Raw genomic sequence first — 19,648 nt, forward strand, 5'->3', positions numbered from 1 at the left:
CCGCCGGTGAGGGGCTATCTACGGATCACCACCAAAACCTGCAAGCAGTTTTTTGGGGGAAGCCGGAACTTTTCTTCCTGAACCGGATTTTTCAGCGTTTTCAGCGACGTGACGCAAGATTTGGAAGGCTGGCCCCGGCGTCGCGCGCAAGTTTCTTGCCTTCGCCGCACACCTCTCCCGGCGTCAACAGACCCTTCGGCGCAAGCAACGCGTCGGCCTCCACAGCATCAATGCACGCGCACCGAAATCAGGCGCCCCGCCTTTCGCCCATAGCGGGAGTCCGGACTGAATCGCCACCGCCGTTCCCGACTCGCGCCCTCACGACAGGCTGCGCTGTCCTTCCACGCGGGCGCGCGTTACGATTGTCGCGCATCCACAGGAGGCCCCCATGATCCGCATCCTTCCCGCCCTTCTCCTGCTCGCCGCGCCCGCGGTCGCGCAGGACACCATCACCTACGACACCGACCAGAGCTTCGACGACGTGGTGTTCGGCCTCGAATCCGCGATCCTCGACCAAGGCCTGGTGATCGACAGCGTCTCGCATACCGGGGAGATGCTCGAGCGCACGCGCGAGGCGACCGGCTCGGACGTGGTGCTGTTCGAGGCGGCGGACGTCTACAGCTTCTGTTCCGCCTCGCTGTCGCGCAAGGTGATGGAGGCCGACCCCATGAACATCGCCTTCTGTCCCTACGACATCTTCGTCATGGTCCGCCCCGACACGCCCGACACCACAACCATCGGCTTCCGCGGCTTTCCCGACGGCCCGATGAAAGAGGTCGAGTCGCTGCTCGACGGCATCGCGCGCGCGGCGATCGGCCTGTCCGACTGACGGATCGGTCACGCGCATTCACGAAGAGTTAACTGGAAGCCGGCTCGCCCCGCGGCTTAGGGGCCGCCCCGCTTCCGTCAAGCGCGGATCGCCGCCGAGGCCCGTGATCCGCCCGCTTTCCTTCCCCGTAGTCCGCACGATGTCACACGGCATCGCAACACGATTACTGGAGGATACTTCATGTTCCGCAGAAGCTTTATCGCCCTGACCGCCGCCGCGTCGATGGCCACGCCCGCCTTCGCCGGCAGCCACACGATGGACATCGTCGACACCGCGGTCGAGGCCGGCAACTTCACCACGCTCGTGGCCGCCGTCGAAGCCGCGGGTCTCGTCGACACGCTCAAGGGCGAGGGTCCGTTCACCGTCTTCGCCCCCACCGACGAAGCCTTCGCCGCGCTGCCCGAGGGCACCGTCGACGACCTGCTGCTGGAAGAGAACCGCGACCAGCTGGTCTCGATCCTCACCTACCACGTGGTGCCGGGCGCCGTCATGTCGGGCGACCTCAGCGACGGCATGACCGCCGAGACCGTCGAGGGCTCCGAGGTCACGATCTCGACCGAGGGCGGCGTCATGGTCAACGACGCGACCGTCACCACCGCCGACATCGAGGCGTCGAACGGCGTCATCCACGTCATCGACTCGGTCCTGATGCCGGGCATGTAAATCCTCCTTCGGGCGGCCGCGCGCCGCCCGTTGCCGCGGGCGGCCCCGTGCCGCCCGCATCCCCGCCCGTTCGCGCAACGGGCCCCGTCACGGGCTCATAGGATGGCGTCCCGCCACCGGAGAGCCCCATGACCGCAGACACCATCCACCACATCCCCCTGGCCGAGATCGACGCCGCCGCCCTGCCCCGCGACCGCGGCGCGCCCGACGCCGAGGCCGAGGCCGATTCCGAGCTGCGCGCCTCGATCGCCGTGTCGGGCCTGCGCCAGCCGATCGAGGTCTTCCCGATCGAACCCGACGGCTACGCGCTGATCTCGGGCTTTCGGCGCCTCGACGCCCTGCGCGCGCTGGGGCACGACACCGCCCCCGCCTTCATCCGCCAACCCGCCTCGATCGCCGAGGCCCTGACCGCCATGGTGACCGAGAACGAGATCCGCGCGCCCGTCTCGCCCTGGGACAAGGGGCTGCTGGTGCTGCGCTGCCTGTCGGCCGGCCTCTATCCCAACCAGGACGCCGCCATCGACGCGCTGTTTCCCGCGCTCTCGCGGCAGAAACGCTCGCGCCTGCGCGGGCTGACGGCCGTGGTGCAGTGCTTCGACGGCTGCTTCGCCACGCCAGACCGGCTGAGCACCGCCCGCCTAGACCGCCTCGCCGCCGCCCTGCGCGCCGGGTGGGAGGAGCTGATCCTCCAGGCCCTGCCGCCCGCGCGCACCCACAGCCTCGAAAGCCAGTGGGCCGCGATCGAGCCGGTGCTGACCGAGGCCCTCTCGCCCGAGGGCGCCGCCACCCCGCCCGGCACACGCAGCGCGCCCCGCCGCTCGGTCGCCCTGCGCCAGGGTCTCACCATCCGCCGCGAACTGACCCGCAACGGCTGGATCCTCCGCTTCACCGGCCCCGAGGCGAAGACCCCGGGCCTGATGGACGACGTGATGGAGTACGTGGAGCGGATGTTTCAGAAGGGGTGAGGGGGCGACTAGCTAGACGACCGGTACCTATTCGATTGATCGCATCGCGCGAGTTAGTTCAAAAACCGTTGTCAATGGTGCGGCACCGCCGTCAGCCTTACGTCTCTTGACCATCGCGGCTGCACGCTCCTCAGCTTGCTCAATATAGGGCATGAGTTTTCCTACGTCAGGAACTTTCCCGCCGTTAGCGGAATACCCCTCGCAGGTACCCTCACACGTCTTCTGAATCTCGTAGCGAGAGCAATCGCTATCGAAGTCCCTGCGATGTAGTATCAACCAAAGCTCGAAGCAGGGATTAGAGTAAGCAACACCAATCCCATACGTTTTAGAGCGCTCTATAACTTCGGAGATTTTGTCATGTTCATCCTCATCGAACACAATCCAAACTTGATCGCGAACGCCATTTTCCCGCTTGTATGCTCGGGTTGATATACTCCTCTGCTTATCCAGAGCTGAGCGGAATAAGGAGATCGGAACGCCGGCGCCGCCATCGTAGACCAACTCAACTAGCGCAGATCGAAACTGCCGCTCGCACGCCCTGAGATACTAAGGTTCAGTATTTTTCCCTTCAGAATAAATATAGAATTTTACCTTCTGCGGCTTCGTTGCAACCGACCGCCTTAGATTTTTTCTCCTCCGAGCCACCACTAACCTCAAACAATCTGAAATTCTTTTGCACTAAAAGTCGATGGCACAGCTCCATATCTCCCTTGAAGGTATGAGCGTTCAAAAACCTCGCTCTTTCTTCTTTTAATTTCAGCAAGGGAAAAATACTCCGATTGCCCACCCGGGGATTTTTCGACAAACCAGATCTCGTCCCTCCGCAGAAAATCCGGATTAAGGAGATTTGTATCATGCGTAGTAGCAATTAACTGAGCACCATGCTTGTTAACATCACCGTCAGCAAACAGTCGGATTATAGCCTCCACCGCAAATGTATGTAGGCTAGCATCAATTTCATCGATAACTGCTATTCCACCACGATCCAAAACTTGGAAAATTCGCCCCATCAACAATAGAAGGCGCCGGGTACCTGCACTCTCCGCATCAACTCCAAAGTATACCAGATCCTCACCAAGCGCCCTATGCCCAAGCTTGACCTCATATTGCTCTTTGTCAAACTCAAGGTCTTCTTCGCTTAGCTCCTCCTCTCTGTAGGAGGCAATAAGCCTCATCAATTCTGTTCCAAGCTTTCTCTGCTCCAGCGTCAAGTCGGAAACTTCGAACTTGTAATCGCATACGCCCGTGCCCAGCTTCTCTAAAAACAGTATCGCTCTCTTGTCGATCTCTCTTTCAGAAAAGTGCCGGCCCAACGAGGCGGCCTGAACAAATATGTGATTTGAAGCAAAGATATTCTGGAAGAATTCAACGACTTTAGCAAGATCCTCTTGCTCGACCATCTCTGAAAGAGAAACGAAAAGTGTGCGCTCCTTAAGGAGCGATTGTAGAAGCTTCTTCTCTCCTTTTAGCGCACCACCGAAGCTAACGCTCAACTCCTGCCGTTCAAACAGCTTTCGCCGCCGACCCTCTGGAAAATTGTAGAGCCACTCACTGCATATTTTATCTTCCGTGTATTCGAATCCGTAATCATATCGCGTGCCCGATGACAGGAAGGACACCTCAAGCAGGGTTGGCTCGCTTGTGCTCTTCTCACCGAGCCTGAAAGGGTTCGCTTTAAGTGTTTTTGCGTGGCGAGAATCGTAGTGGGATAGTTCCACCAACCCAGACATCCTCACCAGCGCCTCTAGCAAATTACTCTTTCCAGATGCGTTAGCCCCATAAATAACTGCGCACGGCAAAACGCCAGCACCGCCTCCGGGATAGTCTGCATGTATAGCGGCGTGAGGACCCTTAAGCGAGGTACCCACCATCGAGAGCGTTTGCTCTTCGTCGATTGACTTGTAGTTTCTTACCCGGAAATCCAGAAGCATGTTTTCCCCTCAGCTGCGCCCCTAAGCACGGCACGCCGTCATATTCGCAAAAAAAGTGCGAATTCTTCGTTTAAACAAGTACGCCGTATAGTTCGTGGTGTCAAACCGGTTGGACATCGCCTCGCTGGCACGAACCCTAACAAACCCTGAATCCGTCTCTGTAACCCATTGAAATTCCATACCCGCCTGCATGTCCCATCGTGGGACACCCCTCGTGGGCATGAAAAAAGGCGGGGTCTCCCCCGCCTTTCTCCCGGTCTCGCGAGGCCGCCCGACGGCCCCGAAGGGCCGCCCGGCCAGCCTCGGTGGACCACCGCGCCGCCCTCCTTAATGGACGACCGCGTCGTCGGGCCGGGGCCGGTTGGTCGAGGCCACGCGGTCCCCGATGATCAGCCCGTCGGCCCCCGCATGGACCGTGATCGTGTCGCCGTCGGCCACGTCGCCCGACAGCAGCATCTCGGCCAGCGGGTCCTGCAGCGCGCGCTGGATCACCCGCTTGAGCGGCCGCGCCCCGAAGACCGGGTCGTAGCCCTCGTCGGCCAGCCACTTGCGGGCCTCCTCGTCGAGTTCGAGCGTGATCTTCCGCGCCGCCAGCCGCTTGAGCAGCCGGGCCAGCTGGATGTCCACGATGCCCGCCATGTCGCCGCGCCGCAGCCGGTCGAAGATGATCGTCTCGTCCAGCCGGTTGAGGAACTCGGGGCGGAAATGCGCCCGCACCGCGTCCATCACGTCGCGCTTGGCATGGCCAGCGTCCGACCCCTCGGGCAGCTGGCTCAGCGCATGGCTGCCGAGGTTCGAGGTCAGCACGATCAGCGTCTGCTTGAAGTCGACCGTGCGGCCCTGCCCGTCGGTCAGCACGCCGTCGTCGAGAACCTGGAGCAGCACGTTGAACACGTCCGGGTGCGCCTTCTCGACCTCGTCGAACAGCACCACCTGGTAGGGCCGGCGCCGCACCGCCTCGGTCAGCACGCCGCCCTCGTCGTAGCCCACGTAGCCCGGAGGCGCGCCGATCAGCCGCGCGACCGAGTGCTTCTCCATGAACTCGGACATGTCGATGCGGACCATCGCGCTGTCGTCGTCGAACAGGAACTCGGCCACAGCCTTGGTCAGCTCGGTCTTGCCGACGCCCGTGGGCCCGAGGAACAGGAAGCTGCCCAGCGGCCGGTTCTCGTCGTTGAGCCCGGCGCGCGCCCGGCGCACGGCATTGGCCACGGCCTTGACCGCCTGGTCCTGTCCGACCACCCGGCGATGCAGGTTGTCCTCCATGCCCAGCAGCTTCTCCCGCTCGCCCTCCAGCATCTTGGACGTGGGGATGCCGGTCCAGCGCTCGACCACCGCGGCGATCTGCTCGGGACGGACGGCCTCCTCGACCATCTGCTCGCCCTCGTTGCCCTCGGCCTCGGCCAGCTGCTTTTCCAGCTGCGGGATGATGCCGTAGGACAGCTCGCCCGCGCGGGCCAGGTTGCCCTCGCGCTTGGTGATGTCGAGCTCGGCGCGCGCCTTGTCCAGCTGCTCCTTGAGCGCGCGCGCCCCGGCCAGCTTGTCACGCTCGGCCTGCCACTTGGCGGTCAGCTGCGACGCCTCTTCCTGCAGGTCGGCCAGTTCGCGCTCGAGTTTCTCGAGCCGGTCCTTCGACGCGGAATCGTCCTCCTTGCGCAGGGCTTCCTGCTCGATCTGCATCTGCAGGATCTGCCGGTCCAGCGCGTCCAGTTCCTCGGGCTTCGAGTCCACCTCCATCCGCAGGCGCGACGCGGCCTCGTCCATCAGGTCGATGGCCTTGTCGGGCAGGAAGCGGTCGGTGATGTAGCGGTGCGACAGCGTCGCCGCCGCCACCAGCGCCGAGTCAGAAATCCGGACGCCGTGGTGCAGCTCGTACTTCTCCTTGATGCCGCGCAGGATGCTGATCGTGTCCTCGACCGTCGGCTCCTCGACCATCAGCGGCTGGAACCGACGGGCCAGGGCGGCGTCCTTTTCCACATGCTTGCGGTACTCGTCGAGCGTGGTCGCGCCGACGCAGTGCAGCTCGCCGCGCGCAAGCGCGGGCTTCAGCAGGTTGGACGCGTCCATCGCGCCGTCGGCCTTGCCGGCGCCGACAAGCGTGTGCATCTCGTCGATGAACAGGATGACCTCGCCCGCGGCGGCCTCGATCTCCTTCAGGATCGACTTCAGCCGCTCCTCGAACTCGCCGCGATACTTCGCGCCGGCGATGAGCGAGCCCATGTCCAGCGACAGCAGCCGCTTGTTGCGCAGGCTTTCGGGCACGTCGCCGTCGACGATGCGCAGGGCGAGACCCTCGGCGATGGCGGTCTTGCCGACGCCGGGCTCGCCGATCAGCACGGGGTTGTTCTTGGTCCGGCGCGACAGCACCTGCATCGCGCGGCGGATTTCCTCGTCGCGGCCGATGATCGGGTCAATCTTGCCCTCGCGGGCGCGCTCGGTCAGGTCGATGCTGAACTTCTTCAGCGCCTCATAGCCTTCCTCGGCGTTCGCGGTATCGGCGGTGCGTCCCTTGCGGACGTCGTTGACGGCAGCGTTCAGCGCCTGTGCCGTCACCGCACCGGCGTCCAGCGCCTCCTTGGCGGGGCTCTTGACCATCGCCAGCGCCATCAGGATCCGCTCGACCGGCACGAAGCTGTCCCCGGCCTTCTTGGCCAACGTCTCGGCCTCGTCCAGCACCTTGGCGGTGGTGGAATCGAGGTAGACCTGCCCGGAATCGCCGGACACCTTCGGAATCTTCGCCAGCTTGCCGTCCAGCGCCTGCACGACGCGCTCGGGCGCGCCGCCCGATCGCTTGATCAGGTTCGACGCCATGCCCTGGTCGTCATCCATCAGCGCCTTCAGCAGGTGTTCGGGAGCCAGCTTCTGGTGGCTTTCCCTCAGCGCGATCGTCTGCGCGGCCTGGACGAAGCCGCGCGCGCGCTCCGTGAACTTCTCCAAGTTCATGGTATTTCTCCTTTTTTCAAGCACCCCGTCCCAAGGACGCCTGCCAGGCAGCGCGTCGCGTCTTGGGGCCTCGGGATTGAAAATGGAGATCGGCCGGACCCTTTGCAAGGCCCGGCCGTTGCAATTTTGCCACTATGGGAGGGGCTAGTTCCCCGCCGGCGTCTCGTCGTCCGCCGCGTCGCTTTCCTCGGTCGCGGGGGTGCCGGCCTCGACCTCGTTCTCGTCGATGATCGTGTCGTTGTCCTCGTATTCCGGACCCGACGGCGTCGGCGCATAGGGCTCTTCCTCGCCGGCGGGGTCGGTTACGACGTCGGTATCGAGTTCGGGCGACTGGCTGGTCTCCAGCGCGTCTTCGCCCTCGTAGGGGTTGCTGACCGGTCCGCCGCTGCGCTCGCCCACCAGAAGCATGATCGCCACCAGTGCCACGAAGCCCAGCGGGATCGCCGCGAACAGCCACCTCGGAAATTTGCGATCGGCCATGTCAGTTCGTCTCCCTTGTGTCGTCGGAGCCGTCGGCTTCCGTGTCCGGGGCGTCGGTGCGGTCGGTCTCGGCATCCGGGTCGTCGGGGTCGCCTTCGATTCCGGTGTCGGGATCGACCATGACCATGCCGGTGTCGTTCTGCACCTCGCCGGTCTCCGGCGAGATCACGTCGTCCGGCTCCAGCCTGCTGCCGCCCTCTTCCAGGACTTCCGCGTCGGGGTCCGCGATCGTCGTCACGTCGTTCGCGTCGGTCGAGCCTTCGACGATCACGCCGGTCTCTTCAGGCAGCAGAACGGACTCGGACCCGACCTTCTGGCCGGCGACGCCGTCGACGTTGCTGCCTTCGCCGGTGCGGTTCTGCCGCGGCAGGTCGTCGGCGTAGACGTCGGTTTCGGCGTCGGGCAGCCACAGCGCCCAGACCAGCCCCAGTGCGACGAGCACGACCAGGACCGCCGCGCCGCCCCAGCCCTTGATGCGTCTTGTCATGGGTTTCTCCTTCTCTTGCCCGGTCAACCGACGCCGCGCGGCACAGTTCCAAACCGGCCATCGCTTGACGCCGCGCGACAGGCCGATAAGACGGCCCCAGCCGAAGGAGCCCGCCATGACCGATGACCGCCTGATCGTCGCGCTGGACGTCGCCAACGCCGTGCAGGGCCTGGACCTGGCACAACGGCTGGGCGACGCCGTGTCGTTCTACAAGATCGGCCTCGGCATGCTCACGGGCGGGGGGTTGGCGCTGGCAAACGAGCTGAAGACCGAGCACGGCAAACGCATCTTCCTCGACATGAAGCTGTTCGATATCGGCGCCACGGTGGAATCCGCCGTACGCGGCCTCGCGCAGTTCGAGCTGGATTTCCTGACCGTTCACGGCGACCCGCACGTGGTCCGCGCCGCGTGCGAGGGGGCCGCCGGATCTGGGATGAAGATCCTCGCCGTGACGATCCTGACCTCGCTCGACCGCGACGATCTCGACGCGGCGATGATCGAAGGCGGCGCGATCCCCGACCTCGTGGCCACCCGCGCGGGCCGCGCCTTCGAGGCCGGCGCCGACGGCGTCATCGCCTCGCCCGCCGAGGCGGCGATGATCCGCGCCCTGCCCGAGGCCGCGGGCCGCCTGATCGTCACGCCCGGCGTGCGCCCCGCCGGCAGCGCCAGCGACGACCAGAAGCGGATCGCCACGCCCGCCAGCGCCATCGGCGCCGGCGCGGACCACGTCGTCGTCGGCCGCCCGATCCACCGCGCGCCCGACCCGCGCGCCGCCGCGCTGGCCATCCTCGACGAGATGCGCGGCGCCTGACACGCGACCGTGGCGCCGCGCGCCCGGCGGCCTTATATTGGGCGCATCCCTTCACGGATCGCCCCATGCCCGCCCTCTGCCGCGATTGCCTGACCCGGTTCGACTCCGGCCGCCGCTGCCCCGCCTGCGGCCGGCCGCGCATCGTCTCGCATCCCGAGTTGTGGGATCTGTCGATCGCGCACATGGATTGCGACGCCTTCTACGCCAGCGTCGAGAAGCGCGATAACCCCGACCTCGCCGACAAGCCCGTCATCATCGGCGGCGGCCGGCGAGGCGTGGTCTCGACCGCGTGCTACATCGCCCGCATCCGCGGCGTGCGCTCGGCCATGCCGATGTTCAAGGCGCTGCAGCTGTGCCCCGATGCGGTGATCGTCAAGCCGCGCATGTCCGTCTACGCCGAGGTCAGCCGCGCGATCCGCGCGATGATGGAGGACCTGACCCCCGCGATCGAGCCGCTGTCGCTGGACGAGGCGTTCCTGGACCTCACCGGCACCGCACGCCTGCACGGCGCGCCCCCGGCGGTGATGCTCGCGCGGCTGGTCAAGCGCATGCAGGACGAGCTGGGTGTGACCGGCTCGATCGGGCTGGCGCACAACAAGTTCCTGGCAAAGATCGCCAGCGATCTCGACAAGCCGCACGGCTTCGCGGTGATCGGGCGGGCCGAGACGATGGATTTCCTCGGGCCGAAGCCGGTGCGCATGATCTGGGGCGTGGGGGCGGCCGGACAGGCCTCGCTCGATTCCGCGGGCATCCGCACCTTCGACGACCTGCGCCGCTGGGACCGGCGCGACCTGGCGCAGCGCTTCGGCTCGATGGGCGACCGGTTGTGGCACCTGGCGCGCGGAGAGGATCACCGCCGCGTCACCCGCAACGCGCCGATGAAGTCGATCTCGAACGAGACCACCTTCGACGAGAACACCGCCGATCCGGACATCCTCGACGGCCACCTGTGGCGCATGGCCGAAAAGGTCGCCGACCGCGCCAAGGCTAAGGGGCTCGCCGGCCGCGTCGTGGTACTGAAGCTCAAGCGCGCCGATTTCACGTTGATCACCCGGCGCACGTCGCTCAGCGATGCGACGCAGATGGCCGACCGAATCTATCGCACCGCCCGCGCGCTCTTCGACCAATTGCCGAAGGGCGGCTCGTACCGCCTGCTGGGCACTGGCATTTCCGACCTGGTGCCCGAGACGCTGGCCGATCGCGGCGGCGACCTGCTCGACCCGCAGGCCGAGGCGCGGGCGCGCGCCGAGCGTGCCACCGACGCCATCCGCGCGCGCTTCGGCAGCGACGCGATCGTCAAGGGCCGCGCGCTGCGCTAGGCGCCGAAGATGCGGTAGTAGATGCCGTCGGGCAGGAACTGCCCCCCGCGGAAGACGTAGCTGAACCCGGTCGGGAAGGACTTTTTGAAGCTGTCGCCGTTCATGTGCTCGAACACGCGCCGCGCGGCATCGGCAGGCTCCATGATGAACGGCATCTTGAAGTCGTTCTTGTCGGTCAGGCGCGTGCGGACGAAGCCCGGATTGACCAGTTGCACGTCCACGCCGGTGCGCCGCAGGTCGGCATGCAGCGACTCCGCCAGCGCCATCACCCCCGCCTTCGACGCCACGTAGGGCGCAGAGCCCGGCAGCCCGCGAAAACCCGACAGAGAGCCCGTCAGCACGATGTGGCCCGCGTCCCGCTCGACGAAGCGCGGCAGCACCACGCCCATCAGCCGCATCGCCCCGGTGAAGTTCACGTCGGCCATCATGGTGGCCTTCTCGGCGTCCCAGTCCTTGGCGCCGAAGGGCCAGTAGACGCCCGCCATCTGCACCACGCCGTCGATCTCGTGCCGGTCGAAGATCGCCTGCAGGCCCTCGGCGTCGGTCACGTCGCCCGGTTCGACCACGGCGCGGCCGGGCAGGTCGTCGGCCAGGTTGTCGAGCTTCTCGCGCGACCGCGCTGTCAGCACCAGCTCGGCCCCGGCTCGGCTCAGCCTGTGGGCCAGCGCCTCGCCCAAGCCTTCCGAGGCGCCGACCAGCCAGTAGCGTTTTCCGATCCAGTCTCTCACGCGGCCTCCTTGCGTCGCATCGTGGCCACCAGTTCGGCCACCTTAATACCAAACTTGCGAAACTGCGATCGGTTCACGATCGTCCCGTTCGGGGCCAGGTACATCCAGTCGACCGTGTCTAGCACGTGGCCGCCGGAATCCTCGGGCAGGCGGATGCGATAGCGTAGCTGCAGCGCCGGCCCGCCCAGTTGCCCCAGCCCCTCGCCCACCACGTCGGGCGCGGTTGCCACCACCCGGCCGTCGTTGCCCAGCGTCAGGTGCCATTCGCGCCGCTGCGTGGCGCCGCTGTCATAGGTGAAATCCTCGGTCATGCGACCGCGGTTGCCGTCCCAGGTGGCGTCGAACTCGGCCGTGAAGCGTGAGGTGACGCGCCCGGTGGGGCCGTAGATCACGCCGTCGCACTGGATCGGCCCGTTGAGATGCTTGCGCAGGTCCAGCACCTCGCCCGGAGCGCCGCAATAGTCCGACGGCGCCTGCGCGGTGAAGCCGAACCAGCGGCCGCGCAGGTAAGAAAGCGCCAGGATCACCGCGGCCCCGGCCACGACGGCGTACAGCATGTCCATCATGCGTTCCCCTTGATCGGCGTCGCGACCAGCAGGCCGATCGCCACCAGCTTCAGCAGACAGGGCACCCCGGCATACAGCAGGCTGAGCGTCCGCAACGCCGCCTCGCCGTTGTCTTCCCCGGACCGGAATCCCTGCCACTCCAACACGGGAAGTAGCGCGATCGCCGCGAACGCCAACGTGAACTTAGACGCGAAGGACCACAGCGCGAAGCCCTCGGCCCCCGCCGGCGAGATCCGCGCCATCCGTGCCGCGAACAGCGCCGGCAGCAGCGTGAGGTCCGCGCCCACCGTCGCGCCCGAGGCAAGGCAGATCGCCGCGAACAGCCACACGTCGCCCGCGCCCAGCGTCAGCGCGAAGCCGAACGCGCCGATCGACAGCACCATCGCCGCCAGCAGCACGCGCTTGGCGCCGAACCGCTCGGCCGCGATGCCCCAGCCCGGCGCGGCCGCGGCGGCCGACAGGAAGAACACCAGCAGCAGCGGGCCTTCCCAACCGGGTGCCTGCAGGCGGCTTTCCACGAAGAACAGGAACAGCGTCGAGGACACCGCCACGGGGGCCGCGTTGACCAGCGCCACCAGCAGCAGCCGCAGCGCGACGCCGTCGCGCAGGACCAGCGCGAAGCCGGTGCCGGGCAGCGCGGCGCTATGGCCCCATTCGGGCGCCATGACCAGCGCGGCCAGGACGCAGATTACCGCGAAGGCCGCGGCGAACCCCGCGAAGGGCGGCACGCCCAAAGGCTCGAGCACGCTGGGCAACAGCGCGGCGAGGCACACGCCCAGCAGCGCGCCCGTCTCGCGCCAGCGGGCCAGCCGCAGGTGTCCCTGCCCGGCCATCGCGTCGGCCTTGGCCACGCCAGTGGAATAGAACGCGATCGTCAGGAAGCTGAAGCACGAGAAGACCAGCGTCAGCGTGCCCGCGAACCACCACAGCGGCGGCAGCAGCGGGTCGACGGCGAACAGACCCACCATGCCCACGGCCATCAGCGCGACCGCCACCGCCACGCCCGCGCCGCGCCGCGCCCGCGTCGCCTGTGCCAGCCAGCCCAGCACTGGGTCCTGCACCACGTCGAACAGCCGCAGCGCGAACAGCACGCCGCCCAGCGCGGCCAGGCTGACGCCGTACTGGTCGACGTAGACTTTCGGCGCGTGGATGTAGATCGGCAGCCCGGCGGCCGCCAGCACGCCGGCGAAGACCGCGTAGGCGCCGAGGCGCTCGGTCACCGGCTCACGTCTTCCAGCGGCGGTGAGGGTCGCGAGCGGAAGCGCGCGCCCTTCCACCACAGCTTCAGCGCCTGCCAGTGGATCAGCGCCAGCACCCGGCGCGAGCCCAGCGGCCGGCGCAGCAGCGCGCGCGCGACCGAGGCCTGCGTCATCGGCCGGCGCGGCCCGCACAGCGTCGCGATCAGCCCGCCCTCGCCCCGGCTGTAGTCGATATGCACGCCCACATGGTCGTCGCGGATGTCGAAGCGGAAGGCATAGCCGCCCTCGACCGGCTGGAACGGCGAGACGTGGAATATCTTGCGCGCCGTCAGCGTGTCCTGCGGCGTGATCGCGCTGCAGTCGGGCTTCAGGCACAGGTAGGAATGCCGGTCGCCGTAGGTGTTACTGACCTCGGCGATCACCGCCACCAGCGCGCCGGCCGCGTCATGGGCCAGCCAGAACGCCACCGGGTTGAACACGTGACCCAAAGTGCGCGGCTGCGCCAGCAGCAGCAGACGCCCAGGCGCGCGCACCTGGTGCGCCTCCAGCACCGCACGCGCCCACGCGGCGCCGCGGCCCTTGCCGGGAACGCCGCCGTGGTCGGAATCGTGCAGCGACAGCAGGTTCGCCCGGTTACGGGAAAAAGCCCATGGCGCGCGCGGACGCGCCTCGGCGTCCAGCATCACGAAATCGACCGAGTACCGGAACGCGTTGCCGATCGCGCCCTTGCGGCCGTGATAGGTGTGGCCCTCGATGTGGTCGACATGGCTCATGCGGCGGTCTCGACCGTGCCGCGCGCGGTGATCGCCTCGGCCACGTCGACGGCGCTGGCCAGCCCGTCCTCGTGGAAGCCGTTCTTCATCCACGCACCGCAGAACCAGGTGTTGCGCGTGCCGTTGCGCGCCGCGACCACGCGCTGTGCCTCGAGCGCGGGCAGGTCGTAGACCGGGTGGCGCAGCGTCGTCTCGTCGTAGATCAGCTCCTCGCGGATCGGCCGGGTCGAGTTCAGCGTGACGAACATCGGGTCGTCCTTCGGGATCGGCTGCAGGCAGTTCATCCAGTAGGTCAGGTCGATCCGGTTCATCGACTTGGCCTCGGCCTCGGTATAGTTCCACGACGCCCAGACCACCTTGCGGCGGGGCATGATCGACGCGTCAGCGTGCAGCACCATGCGGTTGGGCTGGTAGCGAACCGCGCCCAGGGTGGCGCGTTCCTCGGCCGTGGGATCGGCCAGCATCGCCAGCGAGTCGTCGGAATGCGTGGCGAAGATCACGTCGTCGAACGACGCCCATTCGCCCCGCGCGCGCACCTCGACGCCGCCTGGCAGCCGGCGCACCGCCTCGACGGGCGTGCCCGCGCGCAGCGTCACGCCCTGCGCGCGCATCGCCGCCTCGAGCCTGCGGACGTATTCGACCGAGCCGCCCTGGACCGTGAACCACTGGTGCTGGCCATGCGTGCTCATCAGCGCGTGGTTCTCGAAGAACCGGATCAGCGCATGCGCGGGAAAATCCAAGATCTTCTCGGTGGGCGTCGACCAGATCGCGCCCGACAGCGGCAGCAGGTAGCAATCGCGGAACCACTCGCCTGTGCCCATCCGGTCCAGGAAATCGCCCAGCGACAGCGTCGGGTCCTGCGACCGGTCCAGCGCGTGCTTGTTGAAGTGCAGGATGTCGCGCACCATCCGCAGGAAACGCGGGTTGGCCGCGTTGCGCTTCTGCGCGAAGAGCGCCGCCAGCGAATGCAGGCCGTACTCGACCGCCCCGCCGCGCAGGCTGGCCGAAAAGCTCATGTTCGAGCGCGCGACCGGCACGTCCAGCCGGTCGAACAGCGCCGTCAGGTTGGGATAGTTGGCATAGTTGAAGACGATGAAGCCGGTATCCACCGGCTGGTCCCCGCGCTTGCCGGCGATGCGGGTGCGGGCATGACCGCCCAGCCGCGGCTCGGCCTCGTAGAGCGTCACGTGGTGGTCGTCGCCCAGAAGATGCGCCGCCCCCATTCCCGAAATGCCGGCGCCGATCACGGCGATACGTCTCGGCGCGGCGCCGCGGGCTTCAAATGGCATGGGCTTTTGTTCCTCCTCTGCGGTGTCTACTCTGACTTACGCAGACCGGTCCCGACCGGATGAATAATGTGGGAATTTATTTTTGATCCGATCCCGAAAAGCCCACGTAACAACCTCATGTTTAGCGGCGTGGACACTTCCGAGGCTGACGAGACCGCGCCTCCGGCGCGATCCTTGCGTGTTTCGGCGCGCCCGCCTGGACGCGGGATGCAGCGCCGTCGGGATCGCGCGATGAGCGGCCCGACCGAAGGCGTGGCCGCCGATTGGGTCGACGTGGTCATCCGGATCCGCGACCACCGGGACGAGGCCGCGTTCGTGGCGCTGTTCCGGCACTTCGCCCCCCGCGTCAAGGGTTTCCTGATGCGGTCGGGCGCCGACGCAGCGTTGGCCGAGGAATGCGCGCAGGAGGTGATGGCCACCGTCTGGCACAAGGCCGCGCAGTTCGACCCGACCCGCGCCTCGGTGGCGACGTGGATCTTCACCATCGCGCGCAACCGCAAGATCGACGTGTTGCGCCGCCAGCGCCGCCCCGAGCCCGAGGATCTGCCCTGGGGCCCCGAATCCGAACCCGACCAGGCCGACGCGATCGGCCTCCAACAGGAAAGCGAACATCTCGGAGAGGCGATCGCCTCCCTGCCCCCGAAACAGAGGGACCTGATCGAGAAGGCGTATTTCGGCGAGCTGTCGCACACCGAGATCGCGCAACAGACCGGGCTGCCGCTCGGCACGATCAAGTCCCGCATCAGGCTGGCGCTCGAGCGTTTGCGCCATGCCATGAACACGAGTTGAGGCCAAATGACCACGATCACCCATCACCTGACCGACGACCTGATCCTGTCCTACTCGGCCGGCATCCTGCCCGAAGCCGTGGACCTGATCGTCGCGACCCACATCTCGCTGTGCGACGAATGCCGCGCGGCGCTGGCGGCGCAGGACGCGGTGGGCGGCGCGGTGCTGGAGCGTGGCCGGGCCGAGGGCGTCTCGGACGCCTGCCTTGCCGGTACTTTGGCAAAGATCCGCGGCAAGGACTGGCCCGAGACGACGCAGCACGACACGCCGCGCGACCCCGTCCTGCCCGCACCGCTGCGCGACTACGTGGGCGGCTCGGCCGACGCAATCCGCTGGCGCCCGGTCGGCATGGGCGTCAAGCAGGCCGTGCTGCGCACCAAGGGCACCGCCAAGGCGCGCCTGCTGCGCATCCCGGCCGGTGCCGCGATGCCCGACCACAGCCACCGCGGGATGGAGCTGACGATGGTGCTGAAGGGCGCCTATTCCGACGCCGACGGTCGCTTCGCCCGCGGCGACATCGAGATCGCGCACGAGGAGCTGCATCACACACCCGTCGCGGACGTGGGCGAGGATTGCATCTGCCTCGCGGTCAACGACGGGCCGCTGCGTTTCAAGGGCATTCTGCCGCGGCTTGCGCAACCTTTCCTGGGGATCTGAGTTACCCGTGCTGTAACAGGGCCGGCGGCCCGCGGTACGAGTGTCCAGAGTTGAAAAAGGCGGAGCCCCGGCTCCGCCTTTTTCGTTTCCGGCCGGCCCGGCTCAGGCCTTCTTCTTCTTCGGCGGCATCAGGTCGGTGATCGTGCCCTCGAACATCTCGGCGGCGAAGTTCACCGTCTCCGACAGCGTCGGGTGCGGGTGGATCGTGTGGCCGAGGTCGATCGCGTCCGCGCCCATCTCGATCGCCAGCGCCGCTTCCGAGATCAGGTCGCCCGCGTTGGTGCCGACGATCGCCGCCCCCAGCACGCGCTGGTCCTCGGGGTCGAACAGCAGCTTGGTCATGCCCTCGGACCGCCCGTTCGACAGCGACCGCCCCGACGCGGCCCAGGGGAACACGCCCTTCTCCACCTTGATGCCTTGCGCCTTGGCCTCGGTCTCGGTCAGGCCGCACCACGCCACCTCCGGGTCGGTATAGGCGACCGACGGGATCAGCTTGGCGTCGAAGAAGCGTTTCTCGCCGGCGATGACCTCGGCCGCGACCTTGCCCTCGTGCACGGCCTTGTGCGCCAGCATCGGCTGGCCCACCACGTCGCCGATGGCGAAGATGTGGCTCTGGCCCGTGCGCATCTGGTTGTCCACGGCGATGAAGCCGCGTTCGTCCACGGCGACGCCCGCCTTTTCCGCGTCGACCAGCTTGCCGTTCGGCTTGCGGCCGACGGCGACCAGCACTTTGTCGAACGTGTCCGAGAAACTTTCGCCCTTCTCGTCCTCGAACGTGACCTTCAGGCCCTTCTTCTGCGCCTCGACGCCGGTGACCTTGGTCTTGAGGAAGATGTTCTCGTACCGGCCCTTGATGCGGGTCATCAGCGGCTTGACCAGGTCCTTGTCGGCGCCGGGGATGATCTGGTCCATCAGCTCGACCACGGTGATCTTGCTGCCCAGCGCGTCGTAGACGCAGGCCATCTCCAGCCCGATGATCCCGCCGCCCAGAACCAGCATCCGTTTGGGGATGTCCTCCAGCTCCAGCGCGCCGGTGCTGTCGATCACCCGAGGGTCGTCATGCGGGATGAAGGGCAGTTTCACCGGCTCGGACCCGGCGGCGATGATGCAGTTGTCGAAGCTCACGTTCGTGGCGCCGTCGTCGCCCTCGACCGCGATCATGTTCGGCCCGGTGAACTTGCCGTAGCCCCGCACCACCTTGACCTTGCGCGCCTTCGACAGCCCGTCTAGGCCGCCTGTCAGCTGCTTGACCACGCCGTCCTTGAAGCCGCGCAGCTCGTCGAGGTCGATCTTCGGCTTGCCGAAGCTGACGCCGTGGCTGCCCATCTCGTCGGCCTCGGTGATCACCTTGGCCACGTGCAGCAGCGCCTTCGACGGGATGCAGCCCACGTTCAGGCACACGCCGCCCAGCGACGGGTACTTCTCGATCAGCACGACGGACTTGCCCAAGTCGGCCGCGCGGAACGCCGCCGAATAGCCGCCGGGGCCGGACCCCAGCACCACCAGGTCGGCATGTACGTCGCCCTTGCCGCTGGCGCTGCCGGTCGCCTCGACCGCCTTCGGCGCGTCCTCCTGCGGGGGCGAGCCTCGGCCGCCATAGCCGCCCTTGACCTCGCCGCCCTGGCCGGTCGCGTCGTCGGCCTTTTCTTCGGCCGGGGCGTCGGCGTCGGCCGCCTCGAAGACCATGATGACCGACCCCTCGGACACCTTGTCGCCTTCGGCGACCTTGATCTCCTTCACGGTGCCGGCGCGGGGGCTGGGGACCTCCATCGTCGCCTTGTCGGATTCCAGTTCGATCAGCGGATCTTCCTCGGCGACCGTGTCGCCGACCGAGACCAGCACGCTGACGACGGGCACGTCGGTGAAGTCACCGATGTCGGGTACCTTGATGTCCATGTCCGTCACCTCACCACATCAGCTTGCGCATGTCGCCGAGCAGCGTCTTGAGCGTGACGCAGAACCGCGCGGCCAGCGCGCCGTCGACGGCGCGGTGGTCGTAGCTCAGCGACAGCGGCTGCATCAGGCGCGGCTCGAACTCGGTGCCGTTCCAGACCGGCGCCATCTTGGACCGGGTCAGGCCCAGGATCGCCACCTCGGGGGCATTGACGATCGGGGTGAAGCTGGTGCCGCCGATCCCGCCGAGGCTGGAGATCGTGAAGGTGGCGCCCTGCATGTCCTTCGACTTCAGCTCGCCGTCGCGCGCGGCCTTCGACAGGCTCATCAGCTCCTTGCTGATGTCCACCAGGCCCTTGCGGTCGGCGTCCTTGATCACCGGCACCATCAGCCCGTTGGGCGTATCGGCGGCGAAGCCGATGTTGTAGTAATCCTTCTTGATCAGCTTGTCGCCGTCGGGATGGATCGAGCTGTTGAACTCCCAGTGCTGCTTGAGCGCGCTGACGCTGGCCTTGATCACGAAGGACAGCAGCGTGACGCGATAGCCCTCGTCCTTGGCCATCGTGTCCATTTCCTTGCGGTACCTGTCCAGCTCGGTGATGTCCGCCTCGTCGTTGTGGGTGACGTGCGGGATGTTCAGCCAGGACCTGTGCAGCGCGGGGCCGGACAGCTTCTTGATGCGGCTCATCTCGACGTTCTCGACCGGGCCGAACTTCGAGAAGTCCACCGCCGGGATCGGCGGGATGCCCATGCCGCCCTGCGCGGCACCGCCGCCGGCGGCCGCGGGGGCGGCCTGCGACTTCAGCGCCTTCTCGACATCCTCGCGCAGGATGCGCCCCTTGCGCCCCGAGCCGTTGAGCCGCGTCAGGTCGACCTCGACCCGCCGCGCATAGGCCCGCACCGACGGCGAGGCATGCACGCGGCTGAAGCCCGCATCCGTCACCGGCGCGGGGGCTGGCTGCGCATTGCCTCCGGACGACGCGGGCTGCTCGGCCGGTTTCTCGGCGGGCTTCGACTCGGCCTTGGGCTCTTCCTTGGCGCTGTCCTTCGGCGCCTCGTCGGCGCCGCCGTCCTCGGCCTCGATCAGCAGCACGACCGAACCTTCGGACAGCTTGTCGCCTTCCGAAACCTTGATCTCCTTCACGACACCCGCGTGGCTCGACGGCACCTCCATCGTCGCCTTTTCGGATTCCAGCTCGATGATCGGGTCCTCGACGGCGATCGTGTCGCCCACGCTCACCAGCACGGTCACCACCGGAACGTCGGTGAAATCGCCGATGTCGGGTACCTTTACCTCAGTCGTCATGTTCTGTTCCCCTCCGTGTC

The 19,648-nt window shown here is 66.9% G+C and carries 18 protein-coding genes and 1 pseudogene; 7 read left to right on the top strand and 12 right to left on the bottom strand.

Translation table 11 applies throughout. The annotated features are described in order from the left end of the window. The first annotated feature begins 388 nt into the window (after positions 1-388). From ACFDTC_RS09060 to ACFDTC_RS09070, 3 genes are all read left to right on the top strand, one after another. A complete protein-coding gene (locus ACFDTC_RS09060) occupies positions 389-829 on the top strand; it encodes a DUF302 domain-containing protein (protein WP_375258554.1) in 441 nt (146 codons plus the stop codon). Between the two features lie 180 nt (positions 830-1,009). Next, complete coding sequence (locus ACFDTC_RS09065) at positions 1,010-1,492, top strand: fasciclin domain-containing protein (RefSeq protein WP_375258555.1); 483 nt, start codon at positions 1,010-1,012, stop codon at positions 1,490-1,492. 128 nt (positions 1,493-1,620) lie between these two features. Then, a complete protein-coding gene (locus ACFDTC_RS09070; RefSeq protein WP_375258556.1) occupies positions 1,621-2,457 on the top strand; it encodes a ParB/RepB/Spo0J family partition protein in 837 nt (278 codons plus the stop codon). A 27-nt stretch (positions 2,458-2,484) separates the two neighbouring features. Here the strand turns inward: ACFDTC_RS09070 and ACFDTC_RS09075 are convergent. The 5 genes and pseudogenes from ACFDTC_RS09075 to ACFDTC_RS09095 all read right to left on the bottom strand — a co-directional run. After that, positions 2,485-2,991 (bottom strand): annotated as a pseudogene (locus ACFDTC_RS09075) (RloB family protein); the annotation flags it as partial. Positions 2,992-3,110: 119 nt separating this feature from the next. Next, positions 3,111-4,388: an ATP/GTP-binding protein gene (locus ACFDTC_RS09080; RefSeq protein ID WP_375258557.1), complete on the bottom strand. Its 1,278-nt coding sequence runs from the start codon at positions 4,386-4,388 to the stop codon at positions 3,111-3,113. 327 nt (positions 4,389-4,715) lie between these two features. Then, positions 4,716-7,331, bottom strand: a complete 2,616-nt coding sequence (gene clpB, locus ACFDTC_RS09085) for an ATP-dependent chaperone ClpB (RefSeq protein WP_375258558.1) — start codon at positions 7,329-7,331, stop codon at positions 4,716-4,718. A gap of 144 nt (positions 7,332-7,475) precedes the next feature. Then, positions 7,476-7,811: a hypothetical protein gene (locus ACFDTC_RS09090; protein WP_375258559.1), complete on the bottom strand. Its 336-nt coding sequence runs from the start codon at positions 7,809-7,811 to the stop codon at positions 7,476-7,478. Position 7,812: 1 nt separating this feature from the next. After that, positions 7,813-8,298, bottom strand: a complete 486-nt coding sequence (locus ACFDTC_RS09095; RefSeq protein WP_375258560.1) for a hypothetical protein — start codon at positions 8,296-8,298, stop codon at positions 7,813-7,815. Positions 8,299-8,413: 115 nt separating this feature from the next. On the opposite strand from ACFDTC_RS09095, the gene pyrF reads away from it, so the two are divergent. Both pyrF and ACFDTC_RS09105 read left to right on the top strand, forming a co-directional pair. After that, positions 8,414-9,109 (top strand): orotidine-5'-phosphate decarboxylase, encoded by a 696-nt coding sequence (gene pyrF, locus ACFDTC_RS09100; protein WP_375258561.1) that lies wholly within the window; start codon positions 8,414-8,416, stop codon positions 9,107-9,109. 65 nt (positions 9,110-9,174) lie between these two features. Further along, on the top strand, positions 9,175-10,428 hold the full coding sequence (locus tag ACFDTC_RS09105) for a DNA polymerase IV (protein WP_375258562.1): 1,254 nt from the start codon (positions 9,175-9,177) through the stop codon (positions 10,426-10,428). Here the strand turns inward: ACFDTC_RS09105 and ACFDTC_RS09110 are convergent. From ACFDTC_RS09110 to ACFDTC_RS09130, 5 genes are read right to left on the bottom strand one after another with little or no spacing between them, the layout of a single operon-like run. Then, positions 10,425-11,156: an SDR family NAD(P)-dependent oxidoreductase gene (locus ACFDTC_RS09110; protein ID WP_375258563.1), complete on the bottom strand. Its 732-nt coding sequence runs from the start codon at positions 11,154-11,156 to the stop codon at positions 10,425-10,427. The genes ACFDTC_RS09105 and ACFDTC_RS09110 overlap by 4 nt on opposite strands. Further along, on the bottom strand, positions 11,153-11,719 hold the full coding sequence (locus ACFDTC_RS09115) for a DUF3833 domain-containing protein (protein ID WP_375258581.1): 567 nt from the start codon (positions 11,717-11,719) through the stop codon (positions 11,153-11,155). The genes ACFDTC_RS09110 and ACFDTC_RS09115 overlap by 4 nt, the downstream gene beginning before the upstream one ends. Then, positions 11,719-12,942: an MFS transporter gene (locus ACFDTC_RS09120; protein ID WP_375258564.1), complete on the bottom strand. Its 1,224-nt coding sequence runs from the start codon at positions 12,940-12,942 to the stop codon at positions 11,719-11,721. Before ACFDTC_RS09120 ends, ACFDTC_RS09115 begins: the two co-directional genes overlap by 1 nt. After that, the gene (locus ACFDTC_RS09125; RefSeq protein ID WP_375258565.1) at positions 12,939-13,694 is read right to left on the bottom strand and encodes a DUF1365 domain-containing protein; all 756 of its coding nucleotides are present in this window, start codon (positions 13,692-13,694) and stop codon (positions 12,939-12,941) included. The genes ACFDTC_RS09120 and ACFDTC_RS09125 overlap by 4 nt, the downstream gene beginning before the upstream one ends. Further along, positions 13,691-14,983 carry an NAD(P)/FAD-dependent oxidoreductase gene (locus ACFDTC_RS09130; RefSeq protein ID WP_375258566.1) on the bottom strand — a complete coding sequence of 431 codons (1,293 nt, stop codon included), beginning with the start codon at positions 14,981-14,983 and terminating at the stop codon, positions 13,691-13,693. Before ACFDTC_RS09130 ends, ACFDTC_RS09125 begins: the two co-directional genes overlap by 4 nt. Before the next feature lie 231 nt (positions 14,984-15,214). Here ACFDTC_RS09130 and ACFDTC_RS09135 point away from each other — a divergent pair, with 231 nt between their 5' ends. Then, a complete protein-coding gene (locus tag ACFDTC_RS09135; protein WP_375258567.1) occupies positions 15,215-15,772 on the top strand; it encodes a sigma-70 family RNA polymerase sigma factor in 558 nt (185 codons plus the stop codon). Positions 15,773-15,778: 6 nt separating this feature from the next. Continuing rightward, positions 15,779-16,429: a ChrR family anti-sigma-E factor gene (locus ACFDTC_RS09140; RefSeq protein WP_375258568.1), complete on the top strand. Its 651-nt coding sequence runs from the start codon at positions 15,779-15,781 to the stop codon at positions 16,427-16,429. A gap of 102 nt (positions 16,430-16,531) precedes the next feature. On the opposite strand, the gene lpdA is transcribed toward ACFDTC_RS09140, so the two are convergent. Together lpdA and aceF are read right to left on the bottom strand one after the other, a co-directional pair. Further along, on the bottom strand, positions 16,532-18,325 hold the full coding sequence (gene lpdA, locus ACFDTC_RS09145; protein WP_375258569.1) for a dihydrolipoyl dehydrogenase: 1,794 nt from the start codon (positions 18,323-18,325) through the stop codon (positions 16,532-16,534). 10 nt (positions 18,326-18,335) lie between these two features. Beyond that, complete coding sequence (gene aceF / locus ACFDTC_RS09150; RefSeq protein WP_375258570.1) at positions 18,336-19,628, bottom strand: dihydrolipoyllysine-residue acetyltransferase; 1,293 nt, start codon at positions 19,626-19,628, stop codon at positions 18,336-18,338. Positions 19,629-19,648: the final 20 nt, after the last annotated feature.

This window comes from Citreimonas sp. (genome assembly GCF_042096055.1).
In the GTDB taxonomy this organism is placed as follows: Bacteria; Pseudomonadota; Alphaproteobacteria; order Rhodobacterales; family Rhodobacteraceae; genus Citreimonas.

What these genes read in the sequence shown, in the direction of transcription:
- ACFDTC_RS09115 (WP_375258581.1), bottom strand. Translation starts at nt 11,719, where the DNA reads ATGGACATGCTGTACGCCGTCGTGGCCGGGGCCGCGGTGATCCTGGCG.
- ACFDTC_RS09105 (WP_375258562.1), top strand. Translation starts at nt 9,175, where the DNA reads ATGCCCGCCCTCTGCCGCGATTGCCTGACCCGGTTCGACTCCGGCCGC.
- ACFDTC_RS09060 (WP_375258554.1), top strand. Translation starts at nt 389, where the DNA reads ATGATCCGCATCCTTCCCGCCCTTCTCCTGCTCGCCGCGCCCGCGGTC.
- ACFDTC_RS09065 (WP_375258555.1), top strand. Translation starts at nt 1,010, where the DNA reads ATGTTCCGCAGAAGCTTTATCGCCCTGACCGCCGCCGCGTCGATGGCC.
- ACFDTC_RS09140 (WP_375258568.1), top strand. Translation starts at nt 15,779, where the DNA reads ATGACCACGATCACCCATCACCTGACCGACGACCTGATCCTGTCCTAC.
- ACFDTC_RS09125 (WP_375258565.1), bottom strand. Translation starts at nt 13,694, where the DNA reads ATGAGCCATGTCGACCACATCGAGGGCCACACCTATCACGGCCGCAAG.
- ACFDTC_RS09135 (WP_375258567.1), top strand. Translation starts at nt 15,215, where the DNA reads ATGAGCGGCCCGACCGAAGGCGTGGCCGCCGATTGGGTCGACGTGGTC.
- clpB (WP_375258558.1), bottom strand. Translation starts at nt 7,331, where the DNA reads ATGAACTTGGAGAAGTTCACGGAGCGCGCGCGCGGCTTCGTCCAGGCC.
- ACFDTC_RS09130 (WP_375258566.1), bottom strand. Translation starts at nt 14,983, where the DNA reads ATGCCATTTGAAGCCCGCGGCGCCGCGCCGAGACGTATCGCCGTGATC.
- aceF (WP_375258570.1), bottom strand. Translation starts at nt 19,628, where the DNA reads ATGACGACTGAGGTAAAGGTACCCGACATCGGCGATTTCACCGACGTT.
- ACFDTC_RS09080 (WP_375258557.1), bottom strand. Translation starts at nt 4,388, where the DNA reads ATGCTTCTGGATTTCCGGGTAAGAAACTACAAGTCAATCGACGAAGAG.
- ACFDTC_RS09090 (WP_375258559.1), bottom strand. Translation starts at nt 7,811, where the DNA reads ATGGCCGATCGCAAATTTCCGAGGTGGCTGTTCGCGGCGATCCCGCTG.
- lpdA (WP_375258569.1), bottom strand. Translation starts at nt 18,325, where the DNA reads ATGGACATCAAGGTACCCGACATCGGTGACTTCACCGACGTGCCCGTC.
- ACFDTC_RS09070 (WP_375258556.1), top strand. Translation starts at nt 1,621, where the DNA reads ATGACCGCAGACACCATCCACCACATCCCCCTGGCCGAGATCGACGCC.
- ACFDTC_RS09095 (WP_375258560.1), bottom strand. Translation starts at nt 8,298, where the DNA reads ATGACAAGACGCATCAAGGGCTGGGGCGGCGCGGCGGTCCTGGTCGTG.
- pyrF (WP_375258561.1), top strand. Translation starts at nt 8,414, where the DNA reads ATGACCGATGACCGCCTGATCGTCGCGCTGGACGTCGCCAACGCCGTG.